Consider the following 15,063-nt stretch of genomic DNA (forward strand, 5'->3'; position numbering starts at 1 on the left):
CTAATGATTTGATAAATTAATAAAATGTATGCCATAATATCTTGTTAGATTTAATTTTAATCTAATTTTAATGAATATAATTTAATTGAGGCAATTTTAAAGTAACGATTCTTTTTTAGATTAGGTCAAAAAGTGTAAATTAGCAACTATATAATTTTGAATTTTTTATGAACTTTAATTTATCTGAAGAACAGCTGATGATTCAGCAGGCAGCAAGAGATTTTGCACAGAACGAACTATTACCTGGCGTTATAGAAAGAGACCGCGACCAGAAGTTTCCCGCCGAACAAGTGAAGAAAATGGGAGAAATGGGTCTTTTGGGAATGATGGTAGATCCTAAATACGGTGGTGCAGGGATGGATAGCGTTTCTTATGTTTTGGCGATGGAGGAAATTGCCAAAATAGATGCTTCTGCTGCAGTAGTAATGTCTGTAAATAACTCTTTAGTATGTGCCGGTCTGGAGAAGTTTGCTTCCGAAGAGCAGAAAGTAAAATATCTTACTCCTCTTGCTAGTGGTGAGGTAATTGGTGCATTTGCATTGTCTGAGCCTGAAGCAGGTTCGGATGCTACTTCACAGAAAACAACTGCAGAAGACAAAGGAGATTATTATCTTTTAAACGGAATTAAAAACTGGATTACCAATGGAGGTACAGCTTCTTACTACATCGTAATTGCACAGACTGATCCAGAAAAAAAACATAAAGGAATTAATGCTTTTATTGTTGAAAGAAATTGGGAAGGTTTCGAAGTTGGGACTAAAGAAGATAAACTGGGGATTAGAGGAAGTGATACTCACTCTTTAATTTTCAATAATGTTAAAGTTCCGAAAGAAAACAGAATCGGAGAAGACGGTTTTGGTTTTAATTTTGCAATGGCTGTATTGAATGGCGGTAGAATTGGTATTGCTTCACAAGCTTTAGGAATTGCTTCTGGAGCCTATGAATTGGCTCTTAAATATGCAAAAACAAGAAAAGCCTTCAAAACTGAAATTATCAATCATCAGGCTATCGCTTTCAAATTAGCGGATATGGCAACACAAATTACGGCAGCAAGAATGCTTTGCTTTAAAGCTGCTTGTGAGAAAGATGAAGGAAAAGACATCTCAGAAAGTGGTGCTATGGCAAAATTGTATGCTTCTCAGGTGGCGATGGATACTACGATTGAAGCGGTTCAGATCCACGGTGGTTACGGATATGTAAAAGAATATCACGTAGAAAGATTAATGAGAGATGCAAAAATCACTCAGATATATGAAGGAACTTCAGAGATTCAGAAAATTGTAATTTCTAGAAGCATTTCAAAATAATTTTAATAAATTCAAAAAAACACTACTATGAAAAAGCCTTTGTGGATTACAGCCGGAGTCGTTTTACTTCTTTTAGGAGTCTTCTTTTGGTATAAATATTTATTTGTTTTTGGAGAAGGCGTAAAATCGGGTTACTTAAATTATGCAATCAAAAAAGGATATGTGTTTAAAACTTACGAAGGCAAATTAATTCAAGAAGGTTTTGGAAAAGGGAAAACGGGAACCATAACCAGTTATGAGTTTGAATTTTCTGTATCAGATCCTGAAGTATTCAAACAGCTTGAGTTGAATAGCGGGAAAATTTTTGACCTTCATTATAAAGAATACAACGGAGCTCTGCCTTGGAGAGGAAACACAAAGTATGTAGTAGACAAAGTAGTGAATATGAAATAAACAGTGAAGGCTCTCAATTGAGAGCCTTTTACTTTACCAACCAAATATTTAATTAAATATTATGAAACAAAAGTAATGAGTTTTCTAGTAAATTCATAATTCTTAATATTAAAATCTTATTAAAATAATTGGTATTTAACTATTGTTATCGGATTTATTATTTAAGCTTCTTTTGTAAAAATAATACCCCAATCCTCCCAAAACAAATAGCGGCCATAAAGGAAGAATGAAAAGAAATATGGAAGTAATAACATTCCATCCAGAAGAAACGGCAGCCAAAGATTTATTGCCAAAACTTTTCTCTTCTGCTGCTTTGTTTTTGTTGTCTGAATAACCATAAAGAGTTATTTCCACATCACATAGCGTATTATTAAGGTAATCTTTACCGTGTACTTCTATGTTTTTATTTTGAACTATTCCTAAATGATCGCTCAAATCATCTACGAAATAATCGAATTGCTGTATTGGGACTTTAGCTTTAATATATGCGATTTGCTTATCATTATTATTAGATGAAGTATTTTCGCTTTTTAAAAAGCCATCATATCTACTCAAAAGCTGTTTAACGATATTTTTTGATGACTCTGTATTCTCTACATTGATTTCGATTTCTACATTTTTCGTAAGTTTATCCAAAGAAGGTTCTTTTGGCTTAGGAGCATTCTTGTAAATAACTTTAGTTTCTTTAATGATTTTCGGAGCAGAATTTTTAACAGCAATTTTTTCATTTGATTGATTTGATGAATCTTTTGCAGACGTTTTAGATTCCAATTTTAAAGATGAAATTTTCTTCGAAAGAGAATCTATACTTTTGGAAGTTTCTTCTATGGTTTCCATTGCCTTGCTCTTTGTTTTGTCGAAGTCTTTTATTTTGATGCTTGCGGAATCGTAAACTGATTTAACCTCGTTTTTAGAATCATTCAGTTTTTCAGTAATATCAGCCATTGTACTGTCTGTTTTTCCGGAAATACTGTCAATGGATGAATTTGCAGCTTCTCCTTTTTTACACATTGTAAACATGCTGCATACAGTTAGGGTTAAAATGATTTTTTTCATAATGGATTTATTTATTGTTTTTTAAATTTTATAAAAGGTTAAGGATTAAACAATTTTGAAGTGTTTCTTAACTGAATGTAAATCTAGAAAGAACTTCACAGGATGTTTTGTAAATAAAATGTATGATTTAAGTAAATATTTATGTTGTTGGTAATGAGTGTTTTGTAAAATTTATTTATGTGTTTTACAAGAAAAAATGTTAATTATATCTGATATTTAAAAAAAACTTTCTTTGTAAATGCAATAATAATTACCTTTGCTTTTTGAGACTTTCATAATGAAAAACTCTTTTTTGTTAACATTATCACTTTCTGTGTTTGTTGCTGTTGTAAGCTGCAGCAATTCTGTTGCGTATAAAAGTGAATTAAAGCCTAATTCTGAAGTGAATCAGCAGTCGGATAAAATAGAATTTTCAGAAGTCAAAAGATTTAATAGAAATGTAGTCATTCCGGAAACTTCTGTCATAACTACATTTAAGCAAACTATAGAGCTTTACAGGAAGTTAGCAGACAAAGCTTTCGGAAGGTCAGAGCCTATTCCAACATTGGGAGATAGCGAATATTTTCTTGTGTTAAAGCCAAAGCTGAAAAAGATTGCTTACGGAGATATTGAGGTAGAAAAAATTGAGAATAAAAATTCTAGTCTTACAGTAAGCTATAAAGAAGTAGAAAGCACTGAATATGGAACGGAAAAGCTTACCAATCCAATATTAATTATAAAAATAAAAGGGAAAGTTCCTGATTATATAAAACTAAAATCTATCAATTGAAATTAAAGAAAAATTATATGAAGAAAAAACTATTAGTTCTGGGTGCAGTACTGGTCTTTTCGGCTATGGGATTTGCCCAGCAAAACCAGTGGGGAAAACTTGGCACTGCTCCTATTGGTGAAATTCGTGAGAGTAATGCAAAAGTTAGCAATTATTCTCTATTTACTTTAAATGTAAGTGAACTTCAGAATAAACTGAAAGATGCTTCAGACAGAGACTATAAGGCTTACAGAAAAGGTATTACACTTAATTTTCCAAATACTTCAGGAACATTTGATGCTTATGAAGTATACGAATCGTCTACAATGCATCCCGATTTGCAGAACAGATATTCTGATATTAAATCTTATATAGGTTTTAAGAAAGGAGATAAGTCTGCAACATTAAGATTTACATTAGATCCGTATTTCGGGTTTAATGGAATGGTTGCGGGTAATGACGGTATTTATTATATAGATTCTTATACTGAAGATAATCATGTGTACAGAATTTATAACAGAAAAGATGCATCATCCACAATTCCTTTCGAATGTCTTTTTAAAGGAGACAGCGATATGAATGACGTTGCATCTGTTGCTCAGAAAACCGTAATAGATGGCTTAAAGAGAAAGTACAGATTGTCTATTTCTACCACAGTAGAATATACTGCTTATATTGCAGGACAGGCTGGAGTAGGATCTGGTACTGTTGCTCAGAAAAAAGCGGCTGTTTTAGCAGCAGTCAATTTGGCAGTTGCCAGACTTAATGAGGTGTATGAGAGAGATATGTCTATCAGATTACAGCTTATTGCTAATACCGATGCATTATTTTTTATCAGCAGCGATACTTTTGATCAGTTCGATGCATCACAGATGCTGAATGAAAACGTTACAGTTACAAACTCTGTAATTGGTGCGGCTAACTACGATATAGGTCACCTGTTTTTCAAAGTAGATAATGCAAACGATAATAATGGTTTAGCAGCAACACCTTCTGTTTGTGGTACTTATAAGGCTGGTGGTGTAACCGGATGTGTAGTTCCTGTTGGAGATCCTTTCGTAATCGATTTTGTAGCTCATGAAATGGGGCATCAGTTTGGAGCGATGCACACTCAGAATAATGCTTGTAACAGAAATGTTCCTACTACGGTAGAGCCGGGAAGTGCAAGTACGATAATGGGATATGCAGGTATCTGTCCGCCCAATGTTCAGCAGAATAGTGATGCGTATTTTCATTCGGTAAGTATTAATCAAATGTATAATGCTTTCACTTCTGGAGGAACTTCTCAGTGTGCTGACAAAACTCCAATTGCTAATTCAGAACCAATTGTAAATGCGGGTTTAGACAGAAGTATTCCGAAAAGTACACCTTTCATGCTTACTGCAACGGCTACGGATGCAGACAATGATCCACTTACTTATGATTGGGAGCAAATAGATGCAGGAGTTGCACCTATGCCTCCGGTGGGTACGAGTACTGTGGGACCTCTTTTCAGATCTCTTATGCCTACCTCATCACCATCAAGATATTTTCCGAAATTGGCAACAATTGTAAATCCTGCTAATGCTTCAATTTGGGAGGTACTTCCGTCAGCAGCGAGAAATCTTAATTTTTCTGTTTTGGTGAGAGATAATAATCCTTTGGGAGGACAAACGGGTAGAGATGATATTAAACTTACTGTGGTAAGTTCTGCAGGACCTTTTACGGTAACTTCTCAAAACACTCCTGGAGTAGTTTGGAATGAAGGACAATCCCAAACTGTTACCTGGGATGTTGCCAATACTACTGCGGCACCTGTTAGTACACCAAATGTTTCAATTTTATTGTCTACAGATGGTGGAGTTACCTTCCCTTTTGTATTGGTTGCCAGTACACCAAACGACGGAACTCATACTTTTACAGTACCCGGAAATTTGGGAACAAGTTCTAATTCAAGAATCATGGTGAAAGCAGTAGATAATGTTTTCTTAAATGTTAACTCACAAAACTTTACTGTAAATTCTTCAGCAGTAGTAATTCCACCAGTAAATCCAGGAAACCCAAGTAATCCAGGAACTCCAGGAAATCCTGGGACAACACCATCTGTGTTCTTCGAAGGTATGATGATTTATCCTGTACCATCTTACGATGGATATGTGTATATCAAATTAGATTTCCCAAGATTAAACCCACTTCGCCCTTATGCATTTAATTATACAATTTATGCAATGGATGGTAAATTGGTAATTCCAAAAAGATCAAGATTATTCTTTTCAGATCATTTGGAAAAAATAGATTTAAGACATCTTCCAACGGAGACTTACATGATAGAAGTTGAACTAGAAGGAAATAAGATTGTTAAAAAGCTTGTAATGTTCAATAATAAATAATATTTACATCAAGTTTATAATACGAAAAAGGCTATCCAAACAGGGTAGCCTTTTTTATGAATAATTCTAAACTTTTGTTCTCTACTGAATTATAAGATTCTTACGAAAGAGTATTGGTATTTGAATTTAAAAAAAAGGATTATGCTGTTTTTCGAATCCAATACTGGTAGGATTTCCATGTCCTGAAAAAACCTGTGTTTCGCCATCGAGAACAAAAAGTTTCGCTTTAATTCCTTCGATAAGTTGTCCGTAATTCCCTTTATAAAGATCCGTTCTTCCTATACTTCCTTCAAAAAGAACGTCGCCAGAAATAATGAATTTCCCATTCTCATTATGATATACAACACTTCCTGGAGAATGTCCCGGAACATGATAAATTTTGAATTTTTCTCCATCAAAATCTAGTTCGCTGTTTTCATCAATGTATTGTATTTCAGCTTTAATATGGTTTAATTGCATTCCGAATCTCATACCGCTGATTTGAAACATATCAAAAACTTCCTGGTCTTCTTTGTGCATCAAAACGGGAACTTTATAAGTGTCGACAGCCCATTGAAGTCCTAAAATATGATCAATATGAGCATGTGTTAAAAGAATTTTTTGAATTTTAAGTTGCTTTTCGGAAATAAATTTTTCTATCGCATCTGTTTCTTGTTGAGTAGAATTCCCGGGATCAATCAGCCAAGCATTTTTATTTTCATTATAGACAACATAAGTATTTTCACTGGCAAAATTAAAAACGAAAGCTTGAATATTTAACATAATTATATTTTTATTTCTGCAAAAATAAGAACTATAATGTTTTTTCTGAAAAAGTAACCAAAAAACTATAAATTCATTTAGCCAAACTATTTTGAACTTAATAAAATTAACTTAGATAATGAGTGCGTTTTAGAAATCAGACATAGTTAAATTACCATTTTTCTGTCAGATATTTCCAATAACGTTTCGGAACGTGCTGTATGTGTAGTTTGGTGTTTTTCCTTTCCTTGATGTTGGTTTTGGTAAAATAACTTTGCCAGAGCGTTTGGTATTTTTTCTCTTCATCGTGGAACTTTTCCTGATATTGGTTGAGATTCAGTTTTTCTTCGGGATAGAAGAATTCGCAGTTTTCTAAGTCATAGAACAATCCATAATGTCTCCGCAAATCATAAATCATCCATTTTTGGTCGGCATAGCGGTCTTTGAAATGTTTCCAAATCAAAGGCAGAACATTGAAATCCGGATCAATTTTGGCGAAATAAATATCATCCTGCATTTTCTCGAATCTTACAAAAGCGGTCATTCTATGTCTTTCCCGACTTACAGATTTACATATTTTTGAAATTCTGAGAATATCATCGTTGGCGAAATTTTTAAGGACATTTTCTTTAGGGTGTTTAATGGATTGTTTTACTGCGGATAAAATCAACTGTTCCAGTTCTGAATCTTCCGATAGGTAAACTCTCAGCAAATCATTAATCCCAGATTTCCCGATGTTCGTTTCCAGTTTATTCAACACTCTTTCGGATTTTTCCTGTTGAGTCAACACCTCGTGAGTCTCGGCAAACATATTCTCCTGCTGAAATGTTTCTCTGTTTTTGATTTCCACATCTTTATACTTATATTCAAAAACCTCAAATATCGCAGTTAAAAGTCCGTCGAAAGTTCCGTCGTAGAGAAGGGTTGTCATTTTTAGTTGGTGGGTTGGAGAGTTTGGGGGTGAATTACAATTTCAAATTAATATTTGTCTTTCCGTAGGAATTAATATTTATTTTTAAATAGTGTTGTCGAAATTCTTTCCAAATGACAAAAGTAATACTCTTAAATATCTCAGCCTTAGACTTAAATATTTTTCGAATTAAAATAAAGTCAACTGTTGAGAAAACTGATTTTGAAATTTAGACTGACTTCCGCCAATAATCAATTTTCGGAGATTTAAATCTGTCAAATGTTTCAAAAATGGATTACCATACGTGAAATCAATAAAATATTTGGCTCGATTTACGGCTGCTCCAAGTTTCTTAAGATGGTCAATCGTTAAAACCTGAAACTGTCTCGCACTCACAATTTTCTGTGCTGTTTTTACGCCAATTCCGGGAATTCTGAGAATCATTTTGTAATCCGCTGTTTGCAAATTCACAGGAAACTGTTCCAAGTGTCGCAAAGCCCAGCTCAATTTTGGGTCCACTTCCAGATCCAGAAACGGCATATTGAAATCCAGAATTTCATCAGCTTTAAAACCATAAAAACGCATCAGCCAATCTGATTGGTACAAGCGGTTTTCTCTTAAAACAGGAACTTCCGAAGTGATTGCAGGCAAACGATTATCCACTGTAACAGGAATGTAACCTGAATAATAAACCCGTTTCATTCCATAATTTTTATAAAAATGATCTGCTACTTTGATGATTTGCAAATCGTTTTCGTTGGTTGCTCCTACAATCATTTGGGTTGATTGTCCGGCTGGTGCAAATTTCGGGGCGCTTCGGATGATTTTTTTCTCGTCTTTGTATTGCTGAATGCCTTTCTGAACAATCCGCATTGGCTGTAGCATATCTTCACGGTTTTTATCAGGCGCCAATAATTTGAGTCCTGATTCTGTCGGAATTTCAAGATTTACTGATAATCTATCAGCATAAAGAGCAGCTTTATTCATCAAATCATCACTTGCTCCGGGAATTGATTTTAAGTGAATATAGCCGTTGAAATTGTGTTCTTGTCTTAATTTTTTCGCCACCCGAACCAGACGTTCCATGGTTGTGTCGGCATCTTTGAAGATTCCTGAACTTAGAAATAGACCTTCGATATAATTTCTTCTGTAAAAGCTAATCGTCAAATCAACAACTTCTTCTACGGTAAAAGCCGCACGTTTGATGTCATTTGATTTTCTGGAAACACAATAGATACAATCATAAATACAATGATTGGTCAGAAGGATTTTGAGAAGCGAAACACATCGTCCATCTTCGGTATAAGTATGACAAATTCCGCTTGCAGAGCTATCTCCCAAACCACCATTGTTTTTTCTTTTTCCGCCACTTGAAGAGCACGAAACATCATACTTAGCAGCGTCTGCAAGTATTTCGAGCTTTTCTTTGATACGGTCGAAATTCATTTTTGAATGATTATTTTTTGAATGGGAATTGTTCCAAAATTGAGTGTCAAAAATAGTTCCGAAAATGCGAAAAGGCAAGGATTTTAAGATTTTGTTACTAACAGAAAATTTGTTGTCAAACTTTAAGTTGGCGCTCATCGCGATTTCCATCCCAAACAGATAAAACTTTTAATTGCTTGTCATCAAATTTGTAAAATAGAAGATAATCCCGAACAATTTTGACACGAATATTTTCATCAAAATCCGTTTTTCTTCCAATTGCAGGATTCTCAGCAGTCTTTTTTAAGATTTCAACAAAAAGTTTATTGAGTTTTATGCTATATCTTTTGGATTTATTTCGGTTTATCCAATATTGGAGAATTTCTTTTCTTTCGAAGTTAGCTTTTTCCGTCCAGTTTATTTTTCGTTTAGCCATTTCTCAATATCATTGTTGGCTTGTTCTTCACTTAAAACATTGTCGAATTCAGCTTCAATCAGTCGTTGTTTTTGCGCACTACTTAATTGAAAGACACTATTATCTAATTCAAAATCAAGAAGTTGTTTTATCTCATCGATAATATAAGAATCCTTGAGATTTTGGATTCTGTTGATGATATCTGATTTTAATTCTGCTGTGCTCATTTGTTTTTGATTTGTATCAAATTTACAAAAAAAAATTATTAATACTTTTTAGATTCTGATTCAAAAGCTATTTTTTTGAAGGGAATTAATGCAAAAATTAATGTCAAAAGTAATTCAATAAATGAGAAATGTCAATATATGTTAACTTACCAACAAAATCCTCCAAAATCTCTATCTTTACCAGCAGAAATTTTTATTATGACTCATCAACCTGTAGAAGGCTTTTCAAAGCTCTCCAAACAAAGAAAAATCGATTGGCTTATTTCCGAATATTTAAGCAACGACAGAAGTTATGAGCAAATTTTGCAGCAATATTGGAACAACGACCACGATTTGCAAAAACTTCACGAAGAATTCTCGGAAAACACCATTTCCAATTTTTATATGCCTTACGGAATTGCCCCGAATTTCCTCATTGACGGTAAACTTTTGGCACTTCCAATGGCTGTAGAAGAAAGTTCGGTAGTAGCAGCGGCTTCCAAAGCTGCAAAATTCTGGTTGGATAAAGGCGGATTCAAAACAACCATTATCAATACAGAAAAATTAGGTCATACCCATTTTATTCTGAATGTTGAACCTCATAAACTGCTTCATTTTTTCAATTTTAAATTAAAGAAAAAACTGCTTGAAGCAACCGAAGATATCACTGCCAATATGAGAAAAAGAGGTGGTGGGATTTTGGATATCAAACTGATTGATAAAACTGCCGAATTGGAAAATTATTTCCAATTGAAAGCGAGTTTTGATACGGTTGATTCGATGGGTGCTAATTTTATTAATTCCTGTCTGGAGCAATTTGGAAAGACTTTGAAAGAAGAAGTTGCCAACGAAGCAGAATTTTCTCAGGAAGAAAAAGAATCCCTGCAAATTGTAATGAATATTTTGTCAAATTTCACACCGGATTGTATTGTAAGAGCCGAAGTTTCCTGCAAAATCGAAGATTTGAAGGATGACAGTGGTATCTCGAATGAAGAATTTGCCTGGAAATTCAAACAAGCGGTTACCATTGCAGAAATCGAACCTTACAGAGCTACGACACACAACAAAGGTATTATGAATGGTGTAGATGCTGTTGTTATTGCAACAGGAAACGATTTCCGTGCGACTGAAGCTTGTGCACACGCTTACGCATCACGAAACGGAAAATATTCTTCATTAACACATTGTACAACCGATAATGGGATTTTCCGTTTTTGGATTGATTTACCCATTTCTGTTGGCGTTGTCGGAGGCTTAACGAACCTGCATCCCTTGGTTAAATTTTCTTTGGCTTTATTAGGAAAACCTTCGGCTCAGGAACTGATGAGTATTTTAGCAGTTTCCGGACTGGCGCAAAATTTTGGTGCACTTCGGTCTTTGGTAACTACGGGAATCCAGAAAGGGCACATGAAAATGCATCTTTTCAATATTTTGAATCAATTTGGAGCTACGGAAGAAGAGAAACAGCATTTTGTAACATATTTTAAAGATAAAACGGTAAGTCATCACGAAGTGATTTCGGAACTGGAAAAATTGAGGAATAAATAAATCAAAATATAAAATGAAAACAATTACCTTAGTCTTCGGTGCTGCTTACGGAATGTTATCCGTTGTTTTAGGCGCGTTCGGAGCACATGCTTTAAAGAAAGTTTTGTCGATAGAAAGACTGGAAAGTTTTGAAACCGGTGTAAGATATCAAATGTATGCTGCTTTTTTCCTGCTTATAGTGGGGTATATTTTAAAATTTGAGACTTCTTCAGAAAAATGGATTTCATGGATGATGATTGTAGGTACAATGCTTTTTTCATTCAGTATTTATGCTTTGAGTATGCAGGATTATTGGGGAATGAATCTGAAATTTCTAGGACCGATTACGCCACTTGGAGGACTGCTGATGATTTTAAGCTGGGCATTTCTCATTTTTTATTTTGTGAAAGTAAAAAATTAAAGTTAAGTTTTTTGATTGGTTAACTGTAGCTTGTTTTCAGTTAACCAATCATATCAACTAAATTTCTTCCAAAGGATTCCAGAAAATATTTTTAAAGTTCTTTATCCTCAAATTTTCTATTTCTACACCTTCATTTTCTAATTTTATCTGAAATTCAGGAACCGAAAGTATTCCGGATGAAGAAATAACCCGATGTGCAGGAACATCTTCAGGACATCCTCCCATCGCTTTTCCAACATGACGAGAGTGATTGGGAAAACCAATAGCTTTTGCTATGGCTCCGTAGCTTGTCACTCTTCCTTTGGGAATCATTTTGGTAATTTCCCAAGTCTGTTTTTTGAATATTTCGTTCATGTTTCGCAGTGAAATTTATTAATGAAATTGTTTAAAAATCATTAATTCATAAGATTTAATTTTGAATTTTATGAATAATGATAAGAAATTTTAGCCTGAGAAATCATCAAGCATATCTACACTTGGTATAAAAAATAAAGTTCCGGTCTGTGCCGTACTGAAATCGAGAATTCGGTCATAATTACCCGGCGGATTTCCAATGAACATATTGGTAAGCATTTTTTCTACGGTACTAAAAGTGCTTGCGTAACAGATGAAATAAGTTCCCATTTCGTTGGTAGTTACATTTCCGAAAGGCATGTTATCTCTCACTACTTTAAAATCGTCCCCAACATTTGCCAGAGCAATGTGAGAATTTTTTGGTTTTACATCATCTTCCATTTCAATATCAAGATCTTTTGATCTGCCGATTACTTTCTCCTGATCTTCTACCGAAAGTGCTTTCCAGCCATCAAGATTATGAACGTATTTTTGCACAAAAAGATAGCTGCCTCCTTCATATTGAACATCGGAATCGTCTACAACGGCAAAGCGTTCACGATCTTTACCATGTGGGTTTTCTGTACCGTCTACAAAACCTAAAATTGAACGGCTGTCCCAATAACGGAAACCTTGTACCTCTACTACGCAATCGGCTATTTCTTTAATATAATCTGAAATTACAGATGCCATATCATAGGCAAAACTCTTGACATCTGCACGAATATGAAAATGAAGATCTCCTCTTGTGCTTACAGCAGTATGTTTGCTGCCTTTTATTTCCTGAAATTTTTTGAATTCCTTTGGAAGTGGTTGCGGCAGTTCCAGTTGTAACCATGCTTCATAGCCAATTCCCATTACACAGCTCGCTTTAGAATCAGGAAATCGGTCTAATGCAGAATTATTAAGATTGATTACCAAAGCGCAAAGTCTTTGGAAAACCGATTTTATTTTATCAGTTTCAACATTATTTTTAAAATTCCAAACCAAAAAATAGGTATTGTTGTTTGGGTAATCGGTAACATTCTGTGCGTTGTAATCGCTAGAGAAATTAGTGTTCATGAATGAGGAAAATATCGTTTTTTATTTATCAAATTTAATAAATACCTTTGGGATAATATTAGTGGTATCTTAAAAATAGGAAAATCATGATATTTCTCGTATAGAAATTATCTGAATTTTTTTTGTTCCCTGAATTTTCTTTTAAGGATGTTGTAAGAAAAAATATTTTAAATTTAGTTGAATAATGATTATAAGAAAAAAAGAACATTGGTTTAGAATGCTTTTTGTGTGGCATGGCTCGGTTTTGCCTGCGTTGTTGCCACGTTTGGGTTTGCTTTTAATACTTTCTTTATTCGTATCGTATTTCCACGGAATGATTTTTTCGTTTAAAGTACCTTTAAATCCTGTACCATTAACTTTATTTGGTTTTGTTTTGGCATTATTTCTCGGATTCAGGAACAATGCAAGTTACGACAGATTTTGGGAAGGAAGAAAATTGTGGGGAGCATTACTGAATACTTCTCGTGCTCTTACACGTCAGGCAATGGCTCTTCATAATCAGAGCAATGATAATGAATCTCTTCATTATTTTGTGCAGTTACTGAGTGCTTTTGTTTTTGCATTAAAACATCAGCTAAGAGAGACAGAAGCCTATGAAGATTTAAAATTGAGACTTAATGAAGAACACCTGAAAATTGTTGCATCATCCAAATATAAACCTGCAGTTATCATGCGGCTTTTGGCAGAATGGGTACAGAACTCCAAGGATAAAAACTGTTTAGATTCTATACAGCAATCGAGATTTGATGAGAATTTGGATAAACTTTCGGACATTTTGGGAGGATGCGAAAGAATAATTTCAACACCTATCCCTTATAGTTACAGAGTTTTACTGCACAGAACCGTTTATATTTACTGTCTTTTGCTTCCATTTGGGCTTGTAGACTCACTAGGTTGGTTTACAACTCTTATTGTAGTGTTCATTGCCTATACATTTGTCGCTTTTGAAGCCATTGCAGACGAAATCGAAGAACCGTTCGGAACGGATGCAAACGATTTGGCACTCAACAGTATGTGTGTGATGATTGACGAAACTATTCATGAAATGGCAGGAGAAAAAATAGCTGTAACTCCAAAAATAAAACAAAATATTATAGATTGATTTTTTTGAAATGAATCTAAAATTTCAGCAATAATTTTTCGAGCTTAAAATTACAATAGCTAAATGTAATAGCATTCAGTATTCGGCGATTCTCCTTTTATTGTGTTCATTAATTCATTTGCAGCAAAAACACCCATGGTAAAACCGTTATTAATAATGAATTCGTAGTTTTCATCCAGATGTTTAGGAAGGGTACCTTCGCTAATGGCAATCACTTTTTTACCAGAATTGTTTAAATTTTTCTTGATTAAGGAGCTGTGAAGCCCCATTAAAGTTTCATCACTCATTGCGAAAAAACCATCGAAGTTATGTTCTTTCAAAACCTCGTTAAGCTGTTGTTTTACGCTGTCTGTAGATTTGCAAAAAATGGTGTGGAGTTCAATGTTTTCGGCTTTTTTAATAGTGTTTTGAAATGCTGCGAGTCGGCTTTGGGTGATATCAAGATTTTCATCGCCAAATATGCCCAAAATAGTACGACAACCGTAATTAATCAGTTTTTCTGCACACAGTTCAGCATTTTTTACATTATCAAAAACTACAGAAGCAAATTGACGCTGCGGAATCGTTTTATCGAAAATAACAACCGGTATTTTCATCTCTTTTACTTTATTTAAATGGCTGCTGTCGGCTGTTTCATTAGTCATAGATAATAAAATCCCATCTACTCTCGAATTGATGCAGGTTTCAATATGCTCCTTTTCGGTTTCATAAGATTCGTTAGAAGATAATATAAAAAACCGATATCCTTCCTTATTAAGAACTGAAGAAATTCCATTGATAATGGACGGTATAAAAAACATAGAAATTTCCGGAACAATAAGACCTACAACTTTCGAGTGGTTCTTTCTGAAATTGATGGCAAAATCATTTGGAATGTAATTAAATGTTTCTGCGGCCTCTTTTACTTTAAGTTTTAAAGAACTGCTGATATCGGGATGATCTTTAAGGGCACGCGAAACCGTTGAAGCACTTATATTAAGCATTTGTGCCAAGTCTTTTATGGTTGTTCTTTTCATTTGCTATTCTAGAGTCAATTCTTGGGAAAATT

General features: G+C 34.2%; 16 protein-coding genes. 7 read left to right on the forward strand and 9 right to left on the reverse strand.

Annotated features, from left to right (window positions below; translation table 11 throughout):
• Nucleotides 1-167: 167 nt before the first annotated feature.
• Both MTP08_RS03725 and MTP08_RS03730 read left to right on the forward strand, forming a co-directional pair.
• The gene (locus MTP08_RS03725) at nt 168-1,307 is read left to right on the forward strand and encodes an acyl-CoA dehydrogenase (protein ID WP_243577098.1); all 1,140 of its coding nucleotides are present in this window, start codon (nt 168-170) and stop codon (nt 1,305-1,307) included.
• A gap of 27 nt (nt 1,308-1,334) precedes the next feature.
• Nucleotides 1,335-1,700, forward strand: a complete 366-nt coding sequence (locus MTP08_RS03730) for a hypothetical protein (protein ID WP_209390488.1) — start codon at nt 1,335-1,337, stop codon at nt 1,698-1,700.
• Nucleotides 1,701-1,835: 135 nt separating this feature from the next.
• Here the strand turns inward: MTP08_RS03730 and MTP08_RS03735 are convergent, their stop codons facing one another.
• On the reverse strand, nt 1,836-2,756 hold the full coding sequence (locus MTP08_RS03735; RefSeq protein WP_243577099.1) for a DUF4349 domain-containing protein: 921 nt from the start codon (nt 2,754-2,756) through the stop codon (nt 1,836-1,838).
• 277 nt (nt 2,757-3,033) lie between these two features.
• On the opposite strand from MTP08_RS03735, the gene MTP08_RS03740 reads away from it, so the two are divergent.
• Nucleotides 3,034-3,525, forward strand: a complete 492-nt coding sequence (locus tag MTP08_RS03740) for a hypothetical protein (protein ID WP_243577100.1) — start codon at nt 3,034-3,036, stop codon at nt 3,523-3,525.
• Nucleotides 3,526-3,542: 17 nt separating this feature from the next.
• Nucleotides 3,543-5,873: a reprolysin-like metallopeptidase gene (locus MTP08_RS03745; protein WP_243577101.1), complete on the forward strand. Its 2,331-nt coding sequence runs from the start codon at nt 3,543-3,545 to the stop codon at nt 5,871-5,873.
• Nucleotides 5,874-5,999: 126 nt separating this feature from the next.
• On the opposite strand, the gene MTP08_RS03750 is transcribed toward MTP08_RS03745, so the two are convergent.
• The 5 genes from MTP08_RS03750 to MTP08_RS03770 all read right to left on the reverse strand — a co-directional run bounded on the left by MTP08_RS03750 (nt 6,000) and on the right by MTP08_RS03770 (nt 9,591).
• On the reverse strand, nt 6,000-6,635 hold the full coding sequence (locus MTP08_RS03750) for an MBL fold metallo-hydrolase (RefSeq protein ID WP_243577102.1): 636 nt from the start codon (nt 6,633-6,635) through the stop codon (nt 6,000-6,002).
• Between the two features lie 151 nt (nt 6,636-6,786).
• Complete coding sequence (locus tag MTP08_RS03755; RefSeq protein WP_243577103.1) at nt 6,787-7,545, reverse strand: TIGR03915 family putative DNA repair protein; 759 nt, start codon at nt 7,543-7,545, stop codon at nt 6,787-6,789.
• Between the two features lie 168 nt (nt 7,546-7,713).
• Nucleotides 7,714-8,970 carry a putative DNA modification/repair radical SAM protein gene (locus MTP08_RS03760; RefSeq protein ID WP_243577104.1) on the reverse strand — a complete coding sequence of 419 codons (1,257 nt, stop codon included), beginning with the start codon at nt 8,968-8,970 and terminating at the stop codon, nt 7,714-7,716.
• 115 nt (nt 8,971-9,085) lie between these two features.
• A complete protein-coding gene (locus MTP08_RS03765; protein WP_243577105.1) occupies nt 9,086-9,385 on the reverse strand; it encodes a type II toxin-antitoxin system RelE/ParE family toxin in 300 nt (99 codons plus the stop codon).
• Nucleotides 9,367-9,591 carry a hypothetical protein gene (locus MTP08_RS03770; RefSeq protein ID WP_243577106.1) on the reverse strand — a complete coding sequence of 75 codons (225 nt, stop codon included), beginning with the start codon at nt 9,589-9,591 and terminating at the stop codon, nt 9,367-9,369. The genes MTP08_RS03765 and MTP08_RS03770 overlap by 19 nt, the downstream gene beginning before the upstream one ends.
• Before the next feature lie 198 nt (nt 9,592-9,789).
• Here MTP08_RS03770 and MTP08_RS03775 point away from each other — a divergent pair, with 198 nt between their 5' ends.
• On the forward strand, nt 9,790-11,118 hold the full coding sequence (locus tag MTP08_RS03775; protein ID WP_243577721.1) for a hydroxymethylglutaryl-CoA reductase, degradative: 1,329 nt from the start codon (nt 9,790-9,792) through the stop codon (nt 11,116-11,118).
• Between the two features lie 13 nt (nt 11,119-11,131).
• Entirely contained in the window at nt 11,132-11,518 is a 387-nt protein-coding gene (locus MTP08_RS03780; RefSeq protein ID WP_243577107.1) for a DUF423 domain-containing protein, read from the forward strand.
• Between the two features lie 57 nt (nt 11,519-11,575).
• Here MTP08_RS03780 and MTP08_RS03785 read toward each other — a convergent pair whose 3' ends face one another.
• The gene (locus MTP08_RS03785) at nt 11,576-11,872 is read right to left on the reverse strand and encodes an MGMT family protein (protein WP_243577108.1); all 297 of its coding nucleotides are present in this window, start codon (nt 11,870-11,872) and stop codon (nt 11,576-11,578) included.
• 90 nt (nt 11,873-11,962) lie between these two features.
• On the reverse strand, nt 11,963-12,913 hold the full coding sequence (locus MTP08_RS03790; RefSeq protein WP_243577109.1) for a Dyp-type peroxidase: 951 nt from the start codon (nt 12,911-12,913) through the stop codon (nt 11,963-11,965).
• 184 nt (nt 12,914-13,097) lie between these two features.
• Between MTP08_RS03790 and MTP08_RS03795 the strand changes: the two genes are divergently transcribed.
• Complete coding sequence (locus MTP08_RS03795) at nt 13,098-14,015, forward strand: bestrophin family protein (RefSeq protein ID WP_243577110.1); 918 nt, start codon at nt 13,098-13,100, stop codon at nt 14,013-14,015.
• A 59-nt stretch (nt 14,016-14,074) separates the two neighbouring features.
• Here MTP08_RS03795 and MTP08_RS03800 read toward each other — a convergent pair whose 3' ends face one another.
• On the reverse strand, nt 14,075-15,031 hold the full coding sequence (locus tag MTP08_RS03800; protein ID WP_243577111.1) for a LacI family DNA-binding transcriptional regulator: 957 nt from the start codon (nt 15,029-15,031) through the stop codon (nt 14,075-14,077).
• Nucleotides 15,032-15,063: the final 32 nt, after the last annotated feature.

Origin of the sequence: Chryseobacterium oryzae, from assembly GCF_022811665.1 — a bacterium.
Lineage (GTDB): Bacteria > Bacteroidota > Bacteroidia > Flavobacteriales > Weeksellaceae > Chryseobacterium > Chryseobacterium oryzae.